The organism is Oleidesulfovibrio alaskensis DSM 16109 (assembly GCF_000482745.1).
GTDB classification, from domain to species: Bacteria; Desulfobacterota; Desulfovibrionia; order Desulfovibrionales; family Desulfovibrionaceae; genus Oleidesulfovibrio; species Oleidesulfovibrio alaskensis.
The window spans coordinates 260,999-280,305 of the sequence record NZ_AXWQ01000007.1; the positions used below are offsets into that span (position 1 = coordinate 260,999).

Sequence of the window (19,307 nt, forward strand, 5' to 3'; positions counted from 1 at the left end):
AGGGGCGTCGTAAAGGCCGCAACGCGTTGCGGCCGGTTTTCAGGTGCGTACGGCTGCACAGGGCCGGTATCAGCGGCGGGCAGTGCCCCGTGCTAAAACTGCACGGCGGGGACAGCACGCTGGGCGGCGTCTTCCAGTTCAAAATAGTCTGCGCGGGAAAACTTGAATATTCCGGCTATGATATTTGACGGGAAACTGTCTACGGCCACATTCATCTGGCGTACTGTGCCGTTGTAGTAGCGGCGGGCGTTCTGGATGTTGTCTTCCAGAGAGGCAAGCTGTTCCTGCAGCTGCCTGAATCCGGCATCAGCCTTCAGTTGGGGGTAGCTTTCCGAAAGGGCGAACAGATTGCCAAGCGCCTGACCCAGAAAGCTTTCCGCCACTGCAGCCTCCTGCGGTCCGCCCGCTGTCATGCAGCGGTTTCTCGCTTCGGTGACAGCCGTCAGGGTCTGATTTTCGTGGTCTGCATATCCGCGCACAGTGGCGACAAGGTTGGGCACAAGATCGTGACGCTGCTTCAGATGAACGTCGATACCGCTCCAGGCTTCTTCAATCATGGCCCGGAAGCGGACAAAACGGTTGTACAGCATGATGCCCCACAGCACGATCAATGCTGCGGGTGCCGCCGTTGCTATGAAAATATACATCGTGTTTGCTCCAAGGTAATCAGATGCTGTTGCTGCTGCCGCGCAGCGCGGGTGATGTGCAGTACCGCAAAGAGGCTGCGGTGCGGCGCATCGGCGCAGAAACGGGGACATACGTTGCGGGGCGGGCGCAGCATAGCAGAAAAGCAATGCAGGAGGCCAGAAGTTACTTGTCCTGTGATACTGATTGGTTGGCAGGGCTGCTGCCCTAAAACACGGCTTGCGGCAAGATGCCTGCCCGGCGTTGTTTCAGACAGCATGTCCGGCGGCGGTTTCATAAAGTGGCGCGGTACTCCGATGTGGTGCAGGCAGCAGTGTATGACGCGGGAGCTGGTACCGCATAGCCGGGGTGCACAACATGCACCGTGTGCTCCGCCGCTTGCCTGTATGCGAGGGTGCCGGGTATGTGAAAAATTTAATTAGTGTTGTGATATCGCATGGTTGAGTGACCACACAAGCGTTAACATTGCGGTAATACACAGCAAACTGTCTGCGTGTTGAGTAGGAGTGTCGGTTTCTGCGGGTACTTTCCAAAAACGGCAAAATGTTCTAAGCAAATCCAGCCGGCAGATATCTTTCGCAGAATCGAATAGTTAATGGTTCAACTTACATGTTGAGGAAGGTGTCCATTGCCAAGGAGATACGTTCCCACAGTGGTGATTGTTGGTATTCTGGCGGCCGTGGCTGCTTTCGGCTATCTGAGCCCTAAGCAGACGCAGGCCGAGCCCATGCGTATTTTGTTCGATAATTCGGGCGGAAAGGTGATTTTTGATCACAAAACGCATGCAGAGAATTACGGCATAGAATGCCAGACATGTCACCACGAAAGCGAGACGGCGAGACCTGACCCCATGGCCTGTGGCGACTGCCACGGCGTGGCCGTCACGGACGAGTTCCGTAAAGAGCATGTGGCCAGTTACTCCGACGAAGCATGTGTGACCTGTCACCATGTGGAATTTACCGGAGTGGACTGGAGCCATGAAGAGCACACCGGATACGATGACTGTACCGCGTGTCACCATGGACCGGACATCGAGCCAGAACCCATGGCCTGCTCCAACTGTCATGAAGCTCAGGGAGATGAATCCATGCCCGGGCTGCGTGATTCCGTTCACCGCCGCTGCCAGACCTGTCACGCCGACATGTTCGAAGAGAAGATGGACGGGTGCGACAGTTGCCACACCAGCGCCAGCCAGCGCGAAGCTCTGAAAAACGGAACCCTGGACAAGGCATTCACGGCCTGTGCCTCGTGTCACTACGAGGAAAAAGTGGACGAACTCATTCCCAACAGAATGGGCGCTTTCCACGGTCAGTGCATGGGATGTCACGAAGAGGTCCAAAGCGGCCCCTTTGAAAAGAGTCAATGCAACCAGTGCCATTTCCGGTGATGTCTATGAGTACTACTCCCTTTGCTCTCATCTGCGGCGACAGGAGCGCATTTATCAACGGGCCGGAGCCTGCTGAGGTGCGCATACCCTTAAGTGGTCACGGTCAGAAGGCCGTGAAGAAAAAAGCCCAGGTCCATACCGGAATGCTGGTGGCCGATCACCCCGGCGACAAGCGCGGAGAGGCGCACAGCTCCATATGCGGTGTTGTGGCCGAAGTTACTCCGGAATGTGTGGTCATAACGGCGCAGAAACCTGCAGAACCGGCCGAAGGCGAAGAGCCTGCCAAGACGCAAGCCGATGCGATTGATCTGTCATCGCTTGAAAAAGACGGGCTGAAAGCAGCCCTGAAAAGCCTCGGCATCGACCTGCGGGTGTTTCTGCGCAGGGCTGAACTCCTTATCATCAACGGGCTGAATCCCGATCCCGGCATCCGCTGGGCAGAAGCTCTGCTGGAGAATCATAAAGCCACCCTTGAAAAAGGGCTCGCACTGCTCAAGGTGCTTTCTCCGGCGGAAAATATCATTCTGGCCGCACACGATGCGGGCATCAGCCTTGCCGGCGCATCCACCAGAGCGGTGGCCCCCGTTTACCCCAACAGTGTCGAAAGACTGCTTGCCGCTGCCGTGACCGGCAGTGAACAGGCCAAAGGCGTCAATGTGATAGGTCTGCACGAACTGTACAGACTGGGCTGTGCCGCCGAGACCGGACTGCCCGTCACGCAGACAGTGATGACCGTGCAGGACAAAAACTACCTGGTCAAAGTGGGCACCACCGTGCAGGCTTTGCTGGACCATGCCGGTATCAGCGTGGGCGAAGGTGACAGGGTTGTGCTGGGCGGTCCCTTGCGGGGCAGAAGCCTGAGCCGGCTGGACATAGGCATAGGCAAAGATGACACCGCGCTTTTTGTGGTGCCTGCCGGTACATATCCGCCTGTCAGCGACACCGCCTGCATCAACTGCGGCGAATGTATTCTGCGCTGTCCTGCGCGTATACGGCCCAACCTGCTGGGACGCTACAGCGAATTCCGCATGTACGACAAGTGCAAGGACGAATACATCGATTCCTGCGTGGAATGCGGACTGTGCAGTTACTGGTGCGTGGCCAGACGCCCTGTGCTCCAGCTTATCCAGCTGGCAAAACATCAGATCGTGCTTCAGGAGCAGCAGGTGACCGCCTGTTCCCTGCAGGGCGAGACCAAGTAGACAGGGGGTAACAGCAAATGGCAAACGAATCATTGGCCAAAGCCCCGTTTCTCGCCGTCGGGGCGGCTCCGCACTGGCATTGCGGGCGCACCATACACGGCATGATGCGGGATTATCTTATCGCCCTGATGCCCGCGGTGGCCATGGCCGTCTATATGTACGGTCTGGACGCGCTGCGGGTTATGGCCCTTTCATGCGTGACTGCGGTGGTTATAGAGGCCGTGTGCCTGAAAGCCATGGAGCGCGATGTCACGGTGGACGACAACAGTGCCCTGTTGCAGGGGCTGCTGCTGGCTTTTCTGCTGCCTGCCTCCGCCCCGTGGTGGCTGGTTATTCTGGGCAGCGCCTTCACAATTTTACTCGGACGTCTGGTCTTCGGCGGACTGGGGGCAAACCCCGTATGTGCGCCGCTGGTGGGCTGGGCCATTCTTTCCATTTCGTGGAAGCTGGAAATGGATATCGACGCGGCCATGCTTAACACCATGCTGATCAACCCGCTTACGCAGCTGAAGTATTTCGGTGCGCAGAAAGTGGCGGACATCAGCTACACCGGCCTGCTGGCCGGACAGCAGCTGGGGGCTCTGGGCTCTTCGCAGGTGGGCGCGCTGCTGCTGGGCGGAATATATCTGCTGGTGCGGCGCACCGTGCGCTGGCAGCTGCCCGCGGCATTCTTCGGCGGCGTGCTGCTGATTTCAGGCATTTTCTACGCCATAGACAGCAGCCAGTACGCTTCGCCTCTTTTCCATCTGCTCACAGGCAGTGTGGTGTTCGGCGCCTTCTTTCTGGTGACGGACTCTTCCTCTTCTCCCGTGGGCAAGGCCGCCATGGTCATCTTCGGCCTGCTGGCCGGAGGTATGGTGGTAACCATCAGGGTCTACGGCATGTATCCCGACGGCGTGCCCTTTGCCATTCTGCTGGCAAACATGACATCGCCGCTGCTGGATATGATCCGCCCCAAGCCTTTCGGAGCGAGGTAAGCCATGCGTGAAATCATTAAAATGATCGTGGTGCTTTCCACAATCTGCGTCATATCGGGCTTTGCCCTTTCTTCGCTGAAAAAACTGACCGCCCCCCAGATAGAGCTTCAGGTTCTGACCTATGTGCAGGGACCGGCCATCAAGGACGTGCTTTCCGGATACGACAACGACCCCATTGCAGACCGGCGCAGGTTTACCGACCCCTCCACGGGGGCCGAGTACAACGTGTTTCCGGCCAAAAAAGGCGGCAAGCTTTTTGCCGTGGCGCTTGAAAACTTCGGCGGCGGTTACGGCGGCGATATCGGCGTGATGGTGGGTTTTGACGTGGAAAACGACGTTCTGACGGGAATAGGCGTCACCACCATGAAGGAAACCCCGGGCCTTGGCACCGTCATTGCCGAAGATTCCTTCACCTCGAAGTTTACGGGCAAGGGGCTTGATGTGGCCCTGAAGTCCGACGGCGGAGAGATTGACGGTATTTCCGGTGCGACGTTCTCCAGTATCGGCTGCATGGTTGCCGTGCAGAAAGCCTCTGCGGTCTACAAATCGCTGAAGAGCGAGATCGTCACAGGCTTCAACTAGGCGAAAACCAGACGCAACATGCGTACCCCGCGGCACGCGGGCGACGTCATAGGAGAATACAATGGCCAGCATGTGGAAAGAGTTCAGCAAAGGCCTGTGGAGGGAAATTCCTCCGTTCAGGCTGGTTCTGGGGCTGTGCCCGGTGCTTGCGGTCACCAAGTCCGCCAATAACGGCTTCGGTATGGGCATGGCGGTAATCTTCGTGCTCTTTTTATCCAACGTCATCATTTCGCTGGTGCGCAACCTTATTCCCAAAAAGGTGCGCATCGCCTGTTATATCGCCATCGCCGCCTCGCTGGTGGTGGCCATCGAGCTGCTTATGCAGGCATATGCCTATCCGTTGTACCAGCAGCTCGGCATCTTTGTTCCCCTGATTGTTGTTAACTGCATCATTCTGGGGCGTGCAGAAGCTTTTGCAGGTAAAAACCCGGTGCATCTGGCCGCGGCTGACGGGCTGGGCATCGGCATGGGCTTCTGCCTGTCGCTCACCTTTCTCGGCTCGCTGCGCGAAATGCTGGGCACCGGTACGGTTTTCGGCCATCAGGTGATGTGGCAGGGGTTCAAACCCCTCACATTCATGGTCGAAGCGCCGGGCGCGTTCATTTCTCTGGGGCTTGTTCTGGGCGCCATGAACCTGCTCAGCATTGTGCAGGCCAAGCGCAAGGGCATCCCCGAACCGGAAAACCCGACCCCCGGCTGCGAATCGTGTCGCGGCTGCGCCGCAGGTCACAGGTAAGGGAGGCTGAACATGGATTATTTCCTGCTTTTGATCTCGGCGATCTTTGTCAACAACATTGTTCTTGCCCAGTATCTCGGCCAGTGCCCCTACCTTGGCTGTTCCAAGGAAAAAGGTGTCAGTCTGGGCATGGGCGGCGCCGTCATATTCGTCATGATGCTGGCTACCCCCATCACATGGCTGCTGCAGAAGTTTGTGCTTACCCCGCTGCATCTTGATTATCTGCAGACCATTATGTTCATTCTGGTCATTGCGTCTCTTGTGCAGCTGGTCGAGATGTTCCTTAAAAAGATGGTGCCCCCGCTGTACAGCTCACTGGGCATTTTTCTGCCGCTCATTACCACCAACTGCGCGGTTCTCGGTGTGGCCATTCTGGTGCAGCGCAAAGAGTTCGACCTCGGCACGTCGGTCTTTTACGCGTTTGCGGCAGGGCTCGGCTTTATGCTGGCTCTGGTGCTGCTTGCCGGTCTGCGCGAGCGGCTGGAGATCACCCGTGTGCCGCGCGCCCTTGCGGGTGTGCCGGTGGGGCTGGTTATGGCGGGGCTTATGTCCATGGCTTTCATGGCCTTCCAGGGCATGATTTCCTAGGGAAGTACCGGAACAAGGACAAGCCCTTTCCGCGGGAAATCCGCAAAGGAAAGGAAAACAGACAAGGACAGCGATATGGTCGTAACATCCGTGCTTTCCCTGCTGGCGCTCGGTTTTGTCGCAGCCTGTGTGCTGGCGGCCGCTTCCCGGGTTTTTTATGTAGAGGAAGATCCGCGCGTTGAAGCTGTGCTGGACGCCCTGCCGGGCGCTAACTGCGGCGGCTGCGGTTTTGCCGGCTGTGAAGCGTATGCCCAGGCTGTGCTGGCCGATCCTTCGGTCAGTGCCGGGCTGTGCTGCGCAGGCGGTCCGGAAGTGGCCCACAAGGTGGGTGAGCTTTCCGGCAAGGCCGCAGGCGATGATGAACCGCTGGTTTCTTTCCGGCGCTGTGTAAAAGATGAAGGTAAGGTGGCATCCCGTTACGGGTACGAGGGATTTGCATCCTGCACTGCCGCGGCAATGATCGAAGACGGCCCCGACGCGTGCCGTTTTTCGTGCATCGGCTACGGCGACTGCGTGCGCGGGTGCCCCTTTGACGCCATGTATATAGAAAACGGCCTTGTGCATATTGACGAAGAAAAATGCACAAGCTGCGGCGCATGCATCCGCATATGCCCGCGCAATATTCTGGAACTCATCCCGCGCCGTGCGCGTGTCATGGTTTACTGCTCAACGCAGGATAAAATGAAGGCCGTGATGAACGTGTGCGAAGCAGGCTGCATCAACTGCGCAAAATGCGTCAAGAAGTGTCCGGCAAACGCCATAACGCAGGAAGGCGGCAAGATCATGATTGATCAGAAAGCCTGCCTCGCGTTCGGGCCGGAATGCGGTGAAGCCTGTGTGGAAGCGTGCCCGCGCAACATTCTGCGCCATACATGCCCCACAGCCAAAGTCAGGCTGGCCGAGCTGAAAGCGCAGGACGCGGCTCAGGATGAGGCTTCCGCCTGAGGGCGGCGGCAGGTTTACAACCGCGCCTGAAAAAGCGCGTGTGATACTTGGAGTCATTCCATGGAAAAAAATACCGCATCCAGAAGACAGTTTATCCAGACATGCGGTCTGCTGGGGCTTTCCGTGGCGGCAGGGGCAGCTTTGCCCGCTGTGGCCGGCGCCGCACGCATAGGCGGTGAGCACACCGTAACCCAGACGCGTCTGCAGATGGGCACCCTTGTGACGCTGACAGCCGTTCATACCTCGCGCCTGCAGGCCGAGGAGGCTCTGGGGCGTGCTTTTGAAGAAATAGACAGGCTTGCCGCCGTGTTCAGCCGGTACGACAGCACCACCCCCGTGTATGTGCTTAACCGTGACGGAAGGGTCTCAGGCATCGGGCCTGAACTTAAGGAAGTGATGGACCGCGCGCTGCGTTTCGGCAGCCTGACGGATAATGCGTTCAACATTACGGTGAAGCCTGTGGTCGACCTGTTCAGCAGCCGGCAGAACCTTGCCGGCAGCGTGCAGCTTTCTCAGGAAGACGTGTCGCATGCGCTTAGTCTTGTCGATGCGCGTGGTGTGCAGCTGGGGCGCGACAGCATCCGGCTGCAGCGCGAAGGAATGGGCGTGACGCTGGACGGCATTGCCAAAGGCTACATTGTAGACAAAGCTTCTTCCGTGCTTAGCGCCTGCGGCGTGCGCAATCATATGATCAACGCCGGCGGCGATATACGCACCAGCGGAGAAAAAGCCGGCGGCAAACCGTGGGTTATCGCCATTCAGGACCCTGATAAAAAGCGGAACTACCCCGCGACTATTGCCCTGCGTGATGGTGCCATTGCCACTTCCGGAGGTTATGAGGTCTTTTACGACCGCAAACGCATGTACAGCCATCTGGTAAGCCCCGCCACCGGCAGCAGCCCGCACAGCGTGCTCAGTGTGTCGGTGACGGCTCCCACCGTGATGGAGGCAGATACACTGGCTACTGCGGTGTATGTCATGCAGGCCCGCAGCGGTCTGCAGTTCATGGACAGCCTTACGGGACGCGAATGTCTTATTCTGGGACGTAACGGGGCTGCCTATACATCGCGCAACTGGGCAAAAGCATAAAACTGCTGCCCGGGAGCATTAAAGTCCGTTCTGTCCGGTCGCTTTGCGGCCGGACTTTTTTTGTTCCGGTGCCGGTGGCGGCTGCTGCCGCGGGATGGAAAGCAGAGGCACTGCGTGGCGTGTTCCGGCATGTGCTGCGGGGCCGAATTCAGGCGCGGCAGGCTTGCCGGGCGTTTTTTGTCCGCGGATAGTATTGTTTCCGCAGCAGGTTGTCGCCGGCCTGTCCGTGTGCTAGTGTCGGCATCATCCTTTTAGTAACAACGTTCCGGCCGCCGTGCCGGAGCGTACTGACATCACATTCAATGACACTTGCAGTGAATGATCATTGCGCGGAGGTTGTTATGGCGTTTAAAAAAATACTGCTGGCTGTGGACGGTTCCAGCAATTCCCGTTTTGCCATGCGTCACGCCGTGGCGCTGGCCAGATGCTCGGAAGGGCAGGTAGTGCTGATGCATTGTTTCGGCGAGGTGCCCAACCTTATCGGCGGTGCGGCCCGTACTGAAATTGCAGCCGAAATGCATAAGAATGCTGAAGAAATGATACAGGTCTTCCGCGAAGATCTGGAACGCGAAGGCGTGAAGTTTACCGTGCGCATCGAACACGGCAAGCCCAGCGACACCATTGTGGAAGTAGCCGATGACGAAAAGTGCGATGTAATAGTCATGGGTTCGCGTGGGCTGAATGATTTTGAAGGTATGCTGCTGGGCAGTGTGGCCCACCGGGTACTTTCCATGTCCGGCGTGCCGGTGCTCGTGTCGCGCTAGCGGTTGCGCGTAAAATTATACAGGCGGTTCCGCTGGGGCCGCCTTTCTTTTTGTCTGCGGCATTGCCCTTCTGTGTGGCTGGCGGTAAGAAGAATACCAGCCGCGTTCCTGCGGCTGCCCCGCAGCATGCCGTTGTCTGCCCGTTTGCAGCAGCATGCCGCGGCCGGAGTTGTAACTGAAAGCGGAGTCGCGAGATGGATTTCACTCTTCTCAGCGGCCTGCTGGTGGTGATCAACCTGTGCGTGTCGTTCACCGCTGCGGGCCATGCCCTGCTGAACAAGCGGGAGCCCAGAGCCTCTCTCGGGTGGGTGGCGGTGTGCCTTACCTTTCCTCTGGCGGGGCCGTTGCTCTATTTCGTGTTCGGCATCAACCGTGTGCGCAGCAAGGCAGAACGGTTGAATGAAGAAAATTCGGCCAGAGGCACCGCCACAAAAGGGCGGCTGCACGGCGGAACCCATCCCTTTCTGCCGCCCGGCTCCATGGACGATTATCTTATTGCGCCGGTCTACCGCACGCTGCAGCGTTCCGGTCTGGCTGTCACCGGAATGCCGCTGGTGGGCGGTAACGATGTGCGCATCATGCATAACGGCGAGCAGGCCTACCCCCGCATGATCGAAGCGGTGGAATGTGCCGAAGACTCACTGTACCTTGCCACATATATTTTTGAAACCGGTCCGGAAGGCCGGCGCTTTATCGAAGCTCTGAGCTCCGCTGCGGCACGGGGCGTTGATGTGCGTGTGCTGGTGGACGGCGTGGGCGAGCTGTACGCCTTTCCCCGCGCTGGAACCCTGCTGCAGCGGCGGGGAGTGCGCGTGGCGCGTTTCCTTCCGCCTCGTCTTTTTCCTCCCCAGCTTAGTGTCAATCTGCGCAACCACCGCAAGGTGCTGGTGGCCGACGGGCAGGTAGGCTTTACCGGCGGCATGAATCTGGGTGACAGGCATATGGTGGACAATCCGGAAAACAGACGCCCCGTGGTGGACATTCATTTCGGATTTTCCGGCCCTGTGGTGGCCCAGCTGCAGGAAGCTTTTCTGGATGACTGGGGGTTTGCCACCGGCGAATATACGCTGCCCCGCCGCGTGACGGAAGAGCCGTGCGGCGATACGCTGTGCCGCGTGGTCAAAGGCGGTCCCGGGCAGGATATCGACCGTATTTCGGCTTTGATGACGGGCGTCATCTCCAGTGCGTGCCGCTCGGTACGCATCATGACTCCGTATTTTCTGCCGTCCGGCGATCTGATAAGCGCCATGCAGGCAGCTGCCCTGCGTGGGGTGCGGGTGGATGTGGTGCTGCCCGGAAAAAATAATCTGCCGGCAGTGCACTGGGCCACACGCAACATGCTGTGGCAGCTGCTGCGGTTCGGGGTGCATGTCTACTACCAGCCCGGCCCTTTTGTACATTCCAAGATCATGCTCATCGACGGCAGTTACGCGCAGGTGGGGTCTGCCAATCTGGACCCCCGCAGCCTGCGGCTTAATTTCGAGCTGAATGTGGAGATATTTGATACGTCCGTCGTGCGTCCGCTGGTAAGGCATTTCGACAACGTGCGGCGCAATGCGCGCAGCATAACCCTGAGCGAACTGGAAAACCGTTCCCTGCCGGTGCGTATGCGCGATGCCGCATTCTGGCTGTTCACCCCGTATTTGTAGCCGTGCTGTGTATATGTTAAAAAATGAAGTGCTGCTATTCCTTCCGGTTGGCACAAAGGCGGCTGATAGCTGTTGACATGTCGTGCCGGAGAGCTAGTACATAGGGTGTTTGGTACATTGCGTAAAAAGAATCTTTAGCGGTACACATTCTGTGGAAAAACGCACAAACCGACCGGAATCACCGGAAGCATATATTCTCATGAAGCATGGTGATAAAATTGTACGGCGCGGCGCAACGCCCGGCGCCGGACGCACTGGCAGATGGCCTCTGGCGGTGGCTTTCAGTATTTTCATGCTGCTGCTTCTGCCTGATGCGGCCATGGCATGGGGACCGGGGGTGCACATGGCCTGTTCCGAGTGGCTGTTTGCCAACCTGACCCTGCTGCCTGCCGGTGTGGCTACTGTTATTTCCGCGTATGAGTCGGTTTTCCGCTACGGGGCGCTCAGTGCCGATATTTTCATAGGCAAAGGATGTGCCGTCACCCCCGGTCACAGCCACAACTGGGAAACCGCACACACGCTGCTGCGCAGTGCCGACTCGCCCCGTCTTAAAGCCTATGCCTACGGCTATCTTTCTCATCTTGCGGCGGATACGGTGGCCCACAACCACTATGTGCCCAACAGCATGTGCAGTACAGGCGGCAGCAAGCTGAGTCATGTTTATGTCGAAATGCTGGCCGATTGCATGGTTCCGTGGAACAGAGGCACGGCAGGCGCATTGTACCGGCTGGGTTCGGCCGAGGCAGACAGGGTGCTGCGGGCCGCTGTGACGCCGCAGCGGGTGCCTTTTTTTGTTAAAAAGCAGATTTTTATGGGCAGTGTGGCCTTGTGTGGCCATCGGCGCTGGCGCCGGTCGGTCAAGCTTGTGGACAGAGTGCTGCCTTTCGGCATGAATGCTGTTTATCTGGCTGAAATGCTCAATGTCTCGCTGCGGGCCGTTGTGGATGTTCTTTCCGACCCCTTCGGTTCGGTGGTGACGGGCATTGACCCCATAGGCGAGCACAATCTGGCAGCCATACGCAGCCGGACGCAGGGAGGCGCCGTCAGGCGGGCTTTGCGCGGGTTGCGAACCGTCCGGAGGGGCCGTTCCGGCACGGTTGCCGGCGGATGTGAAGGGGTATTGTTTCCTCTTGACCCGCGTCTTGCGTCACTAGATTTTCCGGCCGGTCGTACTGCCTGTCAGGCTGCGTGACTGCAGTCTGTCTGTGCGTCTGCCAGTCAGAAGGGAGCCATCCGGCTTCCTTTTTTTGTGTGCGGCATCAGGCGGCGGCCGCTTGCCCGCGACGGCGGCACGGTGTACCAACGTGTTGCCCTGATATCTGGCGCGGGTAATCGCACGCCGTGCCGCATTCATGCAGGAGAAAAAACATGCCGGAACCAGTTCTGGTCATTGTGAAATATTGCGATCCTTCCACAGGCGGCGAAGGGGTGGCCTATCGTTTCTGCCGGTATATGCAGAGCCGCGGGGTTCCTTTTCAGCTTGTCTGCGGCAGAAACAAGGAACCGCACGGTCCGCTGGCGGAGCACGTGGTGGAACTGGGTATGCTGCGGCCCACAAGGCTGCTCAAATATGCATCGTTTTTCCGCAGGGCAGAACGGTACATCGCCTGTACGCGCGGGGTGCCTTTTTCGTTTGAATATGTCCGCGGTGCCGCCATTGTGCGGCAGACAGGCGTACATGCCACTTTTCTCAGGCGTTCGCTGGAGGGCCTGCCCGAAAAGGAAAAACGCCGTAAAATGCGCAGCCGGTGGTGGAATCTGTACAACAGATATGTTCCCGCACAGGAACGCCGAGTCCTTGATTCCGCCGAGCTGCAACGCATTCTGGTGCCTTCGGGCATGACACGGGACGAGGTGTGCCAAAGCTATCCGCAGCATTGCCACAAGGTGACCGTCATTCATAACGGGGTGGACACGGAACGCTTTCATCCCGCGGATGAGGCGGCGCGCGTGGCTGCGCGCGAACGGTACTGGCCCGGTGCGGGCGCACGGCGCATAGTGGGGTTTGCGGGCAATATATTTATGCGCAAGGGACTGGCCCATTGTATAGGCAGTCTGCGCGGTCTGCCCGAAGATGTGGTGCTGCTGGTGGCAGGCGGTGATAATGCCGCCCCGTACAGACAGCAGGCCGCTGCGCTGGGCGTGGAGCACAGGGTCCGCTTTGCCGGAGCCGTGGCCGATATGCCGCAGTTTTTTCATGCGCTGGATGCCTTCTGTCTGCCCACCCGCTACGATCCGTTCGGTCTGGTCATAGCCGAAGCCGTGGCGGCAGGAGTGCCCGTTGTTACATCGCATCTGGCCGGCAGTGCGGAGATTGTGCAGGACGGCGTGACCGGTGCGGTATGCCGTTCTCTGGATGACAGTGCCGTGGCGCAGGCCGTGGATAAGGCCCTGAGGCTGGACAGATCCGGTATTGCCGCTTCGGCCCCTGACGAGCGCGATATGTTCGCCCGCTATCTGGCGCTGGCAGATGACGTGCGTGCCGCACGCCGACCCGTCAGGCCATGAAACAAGGAACACAGATGCATATTGTATACGTTATCGGCGGACTTTTCCGCGGAGGCATAGAAAACTGGCTGCTGAACATCACGCCCTGCCTGCAGCGCGAAGGCTGCCGCGTTACCGTGGTCAACATGACAGGAAAGGGTGATCTGGTGCCGCTGTTTGCGGAGGCGGGCGTGTCCGTGGTCAACGTGGGAAGGCGCGGTCTGCCGGCAGGCACACACCGGCTGGATACGACACTGAGGCTGCGGCGCCTGCTGCGCCGTTTGCAGCCGGATGTTATACAGACCATGCATTTTGCCGCCAATTACCATACCCGGCTTGCCGCGGCGGGCACCGGAGTGCCTGTCATCACCAACATACGCACCATGGCCCGCGAGACCAAGCCGGTGCGCAGAATAATGAACAAGCTTCTTTCGGCGCGCACAGCCATGTTTGTCTCTGTATCACAGGCCGTTGATGCCGTGGTGCAGCAGGATCACAACCTGTTCCGCGCACCTTCGCGGGTGGTGTACAACGGTATTCCCGAGGGGCATTTCAGCGCTGCTGCGGCGGATGCGGGTACTCTGGTGCCGCAGGGGGCGCCTGTGCTGGTGACGGCATGCAGGCTGGTGCCGGTGAAGAATATGGACTTTTTTCTGCGCGTCTTCCGGAAAATAACCGCCGATGTGCCTGATGCGTTCTTTGTGCTGATGGGCGACGGCGGCGAGCGTGCGGCGCTGGAACAGCAGGCCGGAGAACTGGGCATTGCGTCACAGGTTGTTTTTACGGGTATGCGCAGCGATGTGCCCGCGGTGCTGAAGGGGCTTTGCGACCGGCGCAGTGTTTTTGTCATGCCCTCCCGCTGGGAAGGCTTTCCCAACGCAGCGCTGGAAGCCTTGGCCTGCGGGGTGCCGCTGGTTGTTTCCGATACTGTGCCGGTAAAGGAAGTTACGGAGGATGCCGCCGTTGTGCTGCCGCTGGATGAAGACGTATGGGCGGATGGCCTGACAGCCCTGCTGAATGACCCGCAGCGGCTTGATGCCATGCGTGCAAAGGGGAGCGCCGTGGCGGAGCGGTTCAGATTTTCGGCGCACGTGGCGGAATGGAAACAGCTGTATACCGATGTTGTCCGTCAGGCGGCCCGCTGACTGCGGGAGCGGCGGAGGATATGAATGAAAAAGGGCGCCTTTGCGGCGCCCTTTGGTGTTTTTTTGCCCCCGTTGCTGTTACGGGGTTCCCAGAATGATGTTCAGTTCGTTCAGCTGATCGGTCATGGATGTGGCATCCACTCCGTGCAGGGTGATTTCCTGCACCACCTGTGTAGGAGCACCGTCGGCGTGTATGCTGATGGTGGTGTCTGTGCCGTCGCTGCTTATGGTGATGTTGTCGTGCAGGTTGCTGTCCGAAGACACGCCGGAGAGCAGGTCGCGCAGATCAAGGCTGTCACCCTGTGTGGTGTCGTAGTCCATGATGTGGTCGTGTGCAGGCGTGGTTACTGTGCCCTGATCGCCGTTATGCCACATGAAGGTGTCGGCACCGGTTCCGCCCTCAAGCGTATCGTTGCCCGGTCCGCCCACCAGAATGTCGTTTCCGGCGCCGCCCAGCAGCACATCATTGCCGCTCTGGCCGTACATGATGTCATCTCCGGCTCCGCCGTCAAGTGTGTCGTCGCCGCCGTAGCGCGAACCGGAAGCAAGAGCTTCGTGGTTGTCGCGGATATAGTCGACGATGTTTTCCCACGATTCACCGGCAGCGACCAGCTTCTGCATGACAGCCCAGCCCTGTCCGTCGGGGTGGGCGTCTATGCTTGCGTTGCCGCTGATGGAAGTGATGCCGTCGGTGTTCAGCACATCGCCGAACATGATGTCGTTGCCGTCGCCGCCGGTCAGCAGGTCGTCGCCGAGCTGCTGATGGACATTCTGCATGGCATGCGACAGATCGGGGGTGGTGTTGACAAATTCCGATCCGCCGGTGTTGTCGAACTGATCGGCCACCCAGCCTGCGGTCTCGTCACCCGCGGGGTTGATATCCTCGCCGGGACGGGTGCGTATTATGGTGTCAGCCTGTCCGAGACCGAAGGTATGGACCTCCACACCCCATGATGCGCCGATAAGTGCGTTGTATCCGTCCAGCGCGGGGTCAAAGTCGTTCTGGTCCATTACCTTGCCGTTCAGGCTGGAGCCTTTGTCGTACCCGTCGGTGCTGCCCGGATCATTGTGCACCGTGGGGGCGCCGTCGGTTACAAAGATGGCTACATTTTTGTAACCGGCATGACCGGGGTCCTGATTGGCGGCATCGAACCATTCTCTGCCGGTTTCCATGGCGGCGTCGAAGTTGGTTCCCTGCGGGTTCACAGGCGGCTGGTCAATCCCCAGTGCATGCAGCGCGTTGCTTATGACGGTGGCCATATCGGGGTTGGTCAGGTCGATAGTTACCGGTCCGGTAAGCGTGGTGTAGCCGAACGTGGTCACGGCAAGGTTTATGTTGTCGTGGCCTGCGTATTTGCTGATGAAGTCGCTCAGCGCCTTTGCCGCCGCTTCGTAGCGCGCCTGCGTGCCTCCGTTTCCGTCTGATATGGATTCGGACATGCTGTACGACATGTCGATGACAACAAGCACGTTGGCGTTTTCCAGCTGACCCTGCGCATCACCCACCAGCACATCATTGCCGCCGGTGCCGGTAATGGTTCCGCTGTCCACCGGCACTTGCGTGCCGTCGTCCACGCGGTCGGTGTGCGGTTGTGTGCCGGTCAGGTTGTCACCTTCGTTGCTGCCCACAATAAGTGTGGACAGCGTGCCGCCTGCGCCCGTTCCGCCGTCGTCGGGGTCCAGACCTTCCTCGTCCAGCGGGCCTTCGGGCAACGGATTGACAAAGTTGACGTTACCGATGGGGTCAAGCGGATCGATGCCGTCGTACAGCAGGCCGGGATCGTCGGAATATTCCCCCGACCCGCCGCTTGCTGCGCCGGGACCGGCGGCTGTTTCAATTTCAAGTCCCTGCATCTGGAAAAACGCCTGACCGTCCAGCACGGTGCCGTCGGCAAGTGTCAATTGCGGAGCTTCACCCGCTGCAAGGCCATCGACAAAGCCTTCCAGCGTAATGGTGCCGCCGTCGGCAAACTGGAAAATCAGATCGCCGCCATCCTGCACCAGCGTTGCTTCATCCAGATTGAAGCCCAGCATAATGGCCTGAGCTCCGGTCGTCAGTTCCGTCTGCCGGCCCGCTTCGGGCCGCCGGAGCAGAACCTGTCCCTGTCGGGCTGTATCGGTTGTTGTTGCGGTAGTCATGGCTTATCCCTCCCCCCGGCAGCATTTTGCTGCGGGTGATACTGGCCGTGTTTCCGGCGTGCGGACTGCCGTGGGCAGCCCGTGCCGCGGGGTATGTACCTGCTGCCGCCGGCGCGGGCAATATTTTTCATATTGCTGCCGTCATGTTGCACGCATCAGGTACGTATAAAGCACAGTAGTATTCAGAAAGATATGTTGTTGCGGCGCTGCGGGCAATATTATGCAGGCTGAAAAATGCTCCGGAGGGCAAAAGTGTTTTTTTCTGTAAAGTAAACTGACACTGCGGGCACAGGCATGATTGAAACGTGTATTTGTGCTGTACAGGTTGCGCTTGTGTGGTACTGTTACCTGCATTCCGGCCCCGGGCAGAGCGGTGCCGGTTGTGCTTTATGGTGCAAGGCGCTTTTCCGGTCCGGAAAGCAGAACGCACTGGTCTTTTTCTGCTCTCTTTGTGGCATTGTCCGGTAAAAGTGCTGCCCTGCGAGGCATGTGGTATATATGGTTATTTTGTTATAATGTTCTGATTTTATTACCTTAGCGTTGTCTAATTGTTAAATGATTCACAATCAGGTGATGTTTTGAGAGGGTTTGAGAGGGTGAGTTCGTGAAAAAAAATCCTTTTTTTCTCATTCGCAAAGAATCTTGAGCGGTAGTGCGGGCATTGGTAGTGAGCGTCGACAACACAGCAAGACGCGAGGGCGATACAGGCAGGCGCGTGGGGATGCAGCCTCCGGAACCGCCCTTTCCGCACAACGAAAAGGAGAGTACCGCCGTGAATTTCAAGGAAATGCAAGCCACCCTCATGCACGAACTGCGCCTGTACCATTACCCTGTCGCTGTTAAATTTTTCTTTGATCAGGCAGAAGTGGACAAGTTCAAGGCTGAAACCGAGTACTACACTCCGCTGAAGGCCATGACATTCTGTCAGTGGCAGATAGCCGCCCGCATGAAGGGGCAGACCGTCTATTCCGAACGCGAAGGTCTGGGCTGCAGCAACGCGGTTTTCAGCTTCGGCTGGAAAGATCTGGACGAAGCCGAAGTGAAGAGCCATGCCAAATACTGTAAGGACCTTGATCAGGCCAAGCGGTTTGTTGAAACCAAATCGCGCCTGCCCGAAGGTCTTATAGGCATTGCGGTGGCTCCTCTGGCCGATGCCACATTTATGCCCGATACCGTGCACTTTTACTGCGACAACATGCAGGCCTATCATCTGGCCGTGGATTACATGGCCGCCACAGACACCCACCCCCTGCGTCCGCAGATCACCATGAACTCTTCCGCCTGCGGCGGTAACGTGTACACCATGGTGGAAAAGCAGTTCAACATGCTGCCCGCCTGTTCCGGCAGTTACAACGCCGGCAAGACCGAACGCGGCGAAATCAACGTCATTATTCCCGGCGAGCAGATGCAGATGGTGTACGAACGCCTGCTCGAGCGCATGGAAAAGCTGGGCAGCTCTTCCATCACCAAGCCCGGAGACGGCTTCCCCGGTGCGGACGTGTGCAAAAACTGCCCGCTTATCGTATTTAAAAAAGCAAAGGATTAACCTGAAGGGTTTGTTTGTCCGCCGCCGCATGCAGCGCGGCGGCGGGCGCATAGCAAAGGAGAACAGCACCATGAAAAACAAGCATCTTTTGATTCTGGGTCTGCTCGGGCTGGTTATTCTGGCCGGTGCACAACCCGCTCTGGCAGACCGGCTGGCTGACGCCATTGCCGCCACCCCCGCCGGCACCGGTGCCGGACAGATCGACCCCAATGCGGCTCCCGGCTATCTGGGTATTGCGGGCGCTCCCAACGTCAACCTGATTCTCGGCTTCTTCTGGGCCTGCTGGGTAGGCTGGATTTTCTCCACTGTCGGCGCTTTCGGCGGCATCATGGCAGGTGTGGGCCACATCACCATTTTCGGCTTCGGCAACTACGCTTCCAGCTTCAAGGAAACGTCTCCCGCGCTGAACAAGGTCATCACCGACTCCATCCGCGTGTCCAACCAGTGGCTGGTTGGTACCTCTGCCGGTATGTCTTCCTTCAACTACTGGAAGATGGGCCGTCTGGTGCTGCCCCTCGGTCTGGCGCTGGGCATCGGTTCCGTCATGGGTTCCACCCTTATTCCGTGGCTGACCGCCGGTAAAATTTCACTGAAGTCCTACATCGGTTACTTCGGCCTGTTTGTTCTGTTCCTCGGCTGCTACCTGCTGTACGAAACCTCTCCCAGAGGTCAGGCAGGCAAAAAGGCTGCCAAGGAAGCTGCAAAGGCTTTTGAAGCTTCCATGAAGGCAGAACGCGAAGGCGCAAAGGTTGATACCGCCGCACAGGGCGTCAAGGTTGTCAGCATTTCGCTCAACAGAGTCGTGTTCACATTCTTCGGTGTTGAATTCTCCTTCAACCCCATGGTTCCTGCCATCGGCGGTTTCTTCATCGCCGGCATGGCTTCTTTCCTCGGCGTGGGCGGCGGCTTCCTGCTGGTGCCGTTCCTGACCAGCGTTGCCGGTCTGCCCATGTACCTTGTGGCCGGTACTTCGGCTCTGGCTGTTCTCATCGGCATGGTGACCTCCATCACCACCTACATGCTGGCCGGCGGCACTCCGGTGTTCTGGCAGCTCATCGGTGTTGAACTGGTCGGCATCCTTGTGGGTTCCTTCATCGGTCCCCGTACTTCCAAGTATATCCCCGATGTATGGCTGAAGCGCATCTTCATCGTGCTCGCCTTCTACGTGGGTATCCGCTACGTGACCAAGGGCTTCCTCGGTTACGCCGTACTGCCCCCGTTCTAGCAGACGGGCGGTGCCGCGGCACTGCATGACCCCTGCGGCGGGCGGATAACGCTGCTATCCGCCCGCCTTGTTCCCTCTTCACTTGCCCGTATTTGCCTGTACTGCTGCCCGCAGTGCAGCCGCAGAGCACCCGGTGCGCGAGATGGTTTCCTGCCCCGGAAGCCCGCCCCTCTCGCCGCCGGGACTTTGCTTTTCAGCCGG

The 19,307-nt window shown here is 58.6% G+C and carries 17 protein-coding genes; 15 read left to right on the top strand and 2 right to left on the bottom strand.

Annotation, left to right across the window (positions count from 1 at the left end; genetic code table 11):
* Positions 1 to 92 precede the first annotated feature (92 nt).
* Entirely contained in the window at positions 93 to 647 is a 555-nt protein-coding gene (locus tag H586_RS0107835) for a LemA family protein (protein WP_034618817.1), read from the bottom strand.
* 650 nt (positions 648 to 1,297) lie between these two features.
* Between H586_RS0107835 and H586_RS0107845 the strand changes: the two genes are divergently transcribed.
* From H586_RS0107845 to H586_RS18640, 13 genes are all read left to right on the top strand, one after another.
* On the top strand, positions 1,298 to 2,032 hold the full coding sequence (locus H586_RS0107845) for a cytochrome c3 family protein (RefSeq protein WP_049753747.1): 735 nt from the start codon (positions 1,298 to 1,300) through the stop codon (positions 2,030 to 2,032).
* A gap of 5 nt (positions 2,033 to 2,037) precedes the next feature.
* Entirely contained in the window at positions 2,038 to 3,234 is a 1,197-nt protein-coding gene (locus H586_RS0107850) for an NADH:quinone oxidoreductase subunit RnfC (RefSeq protein ID WP_148204100.1), read from the top strand.
* 17 nt (positions 3,235 to 3,251) lie between these two features.
* Positions 3,252 to 4,211 (top strand): RnfABCDGE type electron transport complex subunit D, encoded by a 960-nt coding sequence (locus H586_RS0107855; RefSeq protein WP_027181773.1) that lies wholly within the window; start codon positions 3,252 to 3,254, stop codon positions 4,209 to 4,211.
* 3 nt (positions 4,212 to 4,214) lie between these two features.
* Positions 4,215 to 4,793 carry an RnfABCDGE type electron transport complex subunit G gene (rnfG, locus tag H586_RS0107860; RefSeq protein ID WP_011366696.1) on the top strand — a complete coding sequence of 193 codons (579 nt, stop codon included), beginning with the start codon at positions 4,215 to 4,217 and terminating at the stop codon, positions 4,791 to 4,793.
* 61 nt (positions 4,794 to 4,854) lie between these two features.
* A complete protein-coding gene (gene rsxE / locus H586_RS0107865) occupies positions 4,855 to 5,529 on the top strand; it encodes an electron transport complex subunit RsxE (RefSeq protein WP_011366697.1) in 675 nt (224 codons plus the stop codon).
* Positions 5,530 to 5,541: 12 nt separating this feature from the next.
* Positions 5,542 to 6,117 (top strand): electron transport complex protein RnfA, encoded by a 576-nt coding sequence (locus H586_RS0107870; RefSeq protein ID WP_011366698.1) that lies wholly within the window; start codon positions 5,542 to 5,544, stop codon positions 6,115 to 6,117.
* A 75-nt stretch (positions 6,118 to 6,192) separates the two neighbouring features.
* Positions 6,193 to 7,062 (top strand): RnfABCDGE type electron transport complex subunit B, encoded by an 870-nt coding sequence (gene rnfB, locus H586_RS0107875; RefSeq protein ID WP_011366699.1) that lies wholly within the window; start codon positions 6,193 to 6,195, stop codon positions 7,060 to 7,062.
* Positions 7,063 to 7,122: 60 nt separating this feature from the next.
* Positions 7,123 to 8,151 carry an FAD:protein FMN transferase gene (locus tag H586_RS0107880; protein WP_011366700.1) on the top strand — a complete coding sequence of 343 codons (1,029 nt, stop codon included), beginning with the start codon at positions 7,123 to 7,125 and terminating at the stop codon, positions 8,149 to 8,151.
* A 341-nt stretch (positions 8,152 to 8,492) separates the two neighbouring features.
* A complete protein-coding gene (locus H586_RS0107885; RefSeq protein WP_011366701.1) occupies positions 8,493 to 8,915 on the top strand; it encodes a universal stress protein in 423 nt (140 codons plus the stop codon).
* A 194-nt stretch (positions 8,916 to 9,109) separates the two neighbouring features.
* Complete coding sequence (gene cls / locus H586_RS0107890) at positions 9,110 to 10,564, top strand: cardiolipin synthase (protein ID WP_011366702.1); 1,455 nt, start codon at positions 9,110 to 9,112, stop codon at positions 10,562 to 10,564.
* Positions 10,565 to 10,763: 199 nt separating this feature from the next.
* Complete coding sequence (locus H586_RS0107895) at positions 10,764 to 11,756, top strand: zinc dependent phospholipase C family protein (RefSeq protein WP_051363932.1); 993 nt, start codon at positions 10,764 to 10,766, stop codon at positions 11,754 to 11,756.
* A gap of 176 nt (positions 11,757 to 11,932) precedes the next feature.
* Positions 11,933 to 13,072, top strand: coding sequence for a glycosyltransferase family 4 protein (locus tag H586_RS20025; protein ID WP_051363933.1), 1,140 nt, complete (start codon positions 11,933 to 11,935; stop codon positions 13,070 to 13,072).
* Positions 13,073 to 13,086: 14 nt separating this feature from the next.
* Positions 13,087 to 14,196, top strand: coding sequence for a glycosyltransferase (locus H586_RS18640; protein WP_051363934.1), 1,110 nt, complete (start codon positions 13,087 to 13,089; stop codon positions 14,194 to 14,196).
* Between the two features lie 78 nt (positions 14,197 to 14,274).
* Here the strand turns inward: H586_RS18640 and H586_RS0107910 are convergent, their stop codons facing one another.
* Positions 14,275 to 16,335 carry a type I secretion C-terminal target domain-containing protein gene (locus H586_RS0107910; protein ID WP_027181775.1) on the bottom strand — a complete coding sequence of 687 codons (2,061 nt, stop codon included), beginning with the start codon at positions 16,333 to 16,335 and terminating at the stop codon, positions 14,275 to 14,277.
* Between the two features lie 772 nt (positions 16,336 to 17,107).
* On the opposite strand from H586_RS0107910, the gene H586_RS0107920 reads away from it, so the two are divergent.
* Positions 17,108 to 17,881: a DUF169 domain-containing protein gene (locus H586_RS0107920; protein ID WP_011366707.1), complete on the top strand. Its 774-nt coding sequence runs from the start codon at positions 17,108 to 17,110 to the stop codon at positions 17,879 to 17,881.
* A gap of 70 nt (positions 17,882 to 17,951) precedes the next feature.
* Positions 17,952 to 19,106: a sulfite exporter TauE/SafE family protein gene (locus H586_RS0107925; protein WP_011366708.1), complete on the top strand. Its 1,155-nt coding sequence runs from the start codon at positions 17,952 to 17,954 to the stop codon at positions 19,104 to 19,106.
* The last annotated feature ends 201 nt before the right edge of the window (positions 19,107 to 19,307 follow it).

Bases quoted from the DNA above. Each gene is read 5' to 3' on its own strand.
- H586_RS0107835 (WP_034618817.1), bottom strand. From the start codon at position 647: ATGTATATTTTCATAGCAACGGCGGCACCCGCAGCATTGATCGTGCTG.
- H586_RS0107850 (WP_148204100.1), top strand. From the start codon at position 2,038: ATGAGTACTACTCCCTTTGCTCTCATCTGCGGCGACAGGAGCGCATTT.
- H586_RS0107855 (WP_027181773.1), top strand. From the start codon at position 3,252: ATGGCAAACGAATCATTGGCCAAAGCCCCGTTTCTCGCCGTCGGGGCG.
- rnfG (WP_011366696.1), top strand. From the start codon at position 4,215: ATGCGTGAAATCATTAAAATGATCGTGGTGCTTTCCACAATCTGCGTC.
- rsxE (WP_011366697.1), top strand. From the start codon at position 4,855: ATGGCCAGCATGTGGAAAGAGTTCAGCAAAGGCCTGTGGAGGGAAATT.
- H586_RS0107870 (WP_011366698.1), top strand. From the start codon at position 5,542: ATGGATTATTTCCTGCTTTTGATCTCGGCGATCTTTGTCAACAACATT.
- rnfB (WP_011366699.1), top strand. From the start codon at position 6,193: ATGGTCGTAACATCCGTGCTTTCCCTGCTGGCGCTCGGTTTTGTCGCA.
- H586_RS0107880 (WP_011366700.1), top strand. From the start codon at position 7,123: ATGGAAAAAAATACCGCATCCAGAAGACAGTTTATCCAGACATGCGGT.
- H586_RS0107885 (WP_011366701.1), top strand. From the start codon at position 8,493: ATGGCGTTTAAAAAAATACTGCTGGCTGTGGACGGTTCCAGCAATTCC.
- cls (WP_011366702.1), top strand. From the start codon at position 9,110: ATGGATTTCACTCTTCTCAGCGGCCTGCTGGTGGTGATCAACCTGTGC.
- H586_RS0107895 (WP_051363932.1), top strand. From the start codon at position 10,764: ATGAAGCATGGTGATAAAATTGTACGGCGCGGCGCAACGCCCGGCGCC.
- H586_RS20025 (WP_051363933.1), top strand. From the start codon at position 11,933: ATGCCGGAACCAGTTCTGGTCATTGTGAAATATTGCGATCCTTCCACA.
- H586_RS18640 (WP_051363934.1), top strand. From the start codon at position 13,087: ATGCATATTGTATACGTTATCGGCGGACTTTTCCGCGGAGGCATAGAA.
- H586_RS0107910 (WP_027181775.1), bottom strand. From the start codon at position 16,335: ATGACTACCGCAACAACAACCGATACAGCCCGACAGGGACAGGTTCTG.
- H586_RS0107925 (WP_011366708.1), top strand. From the start codon at position 17,952: ATGAAAAACAAGCATCTTTTGATTCTGGGTCTGCTCGGGCTGGTTATT.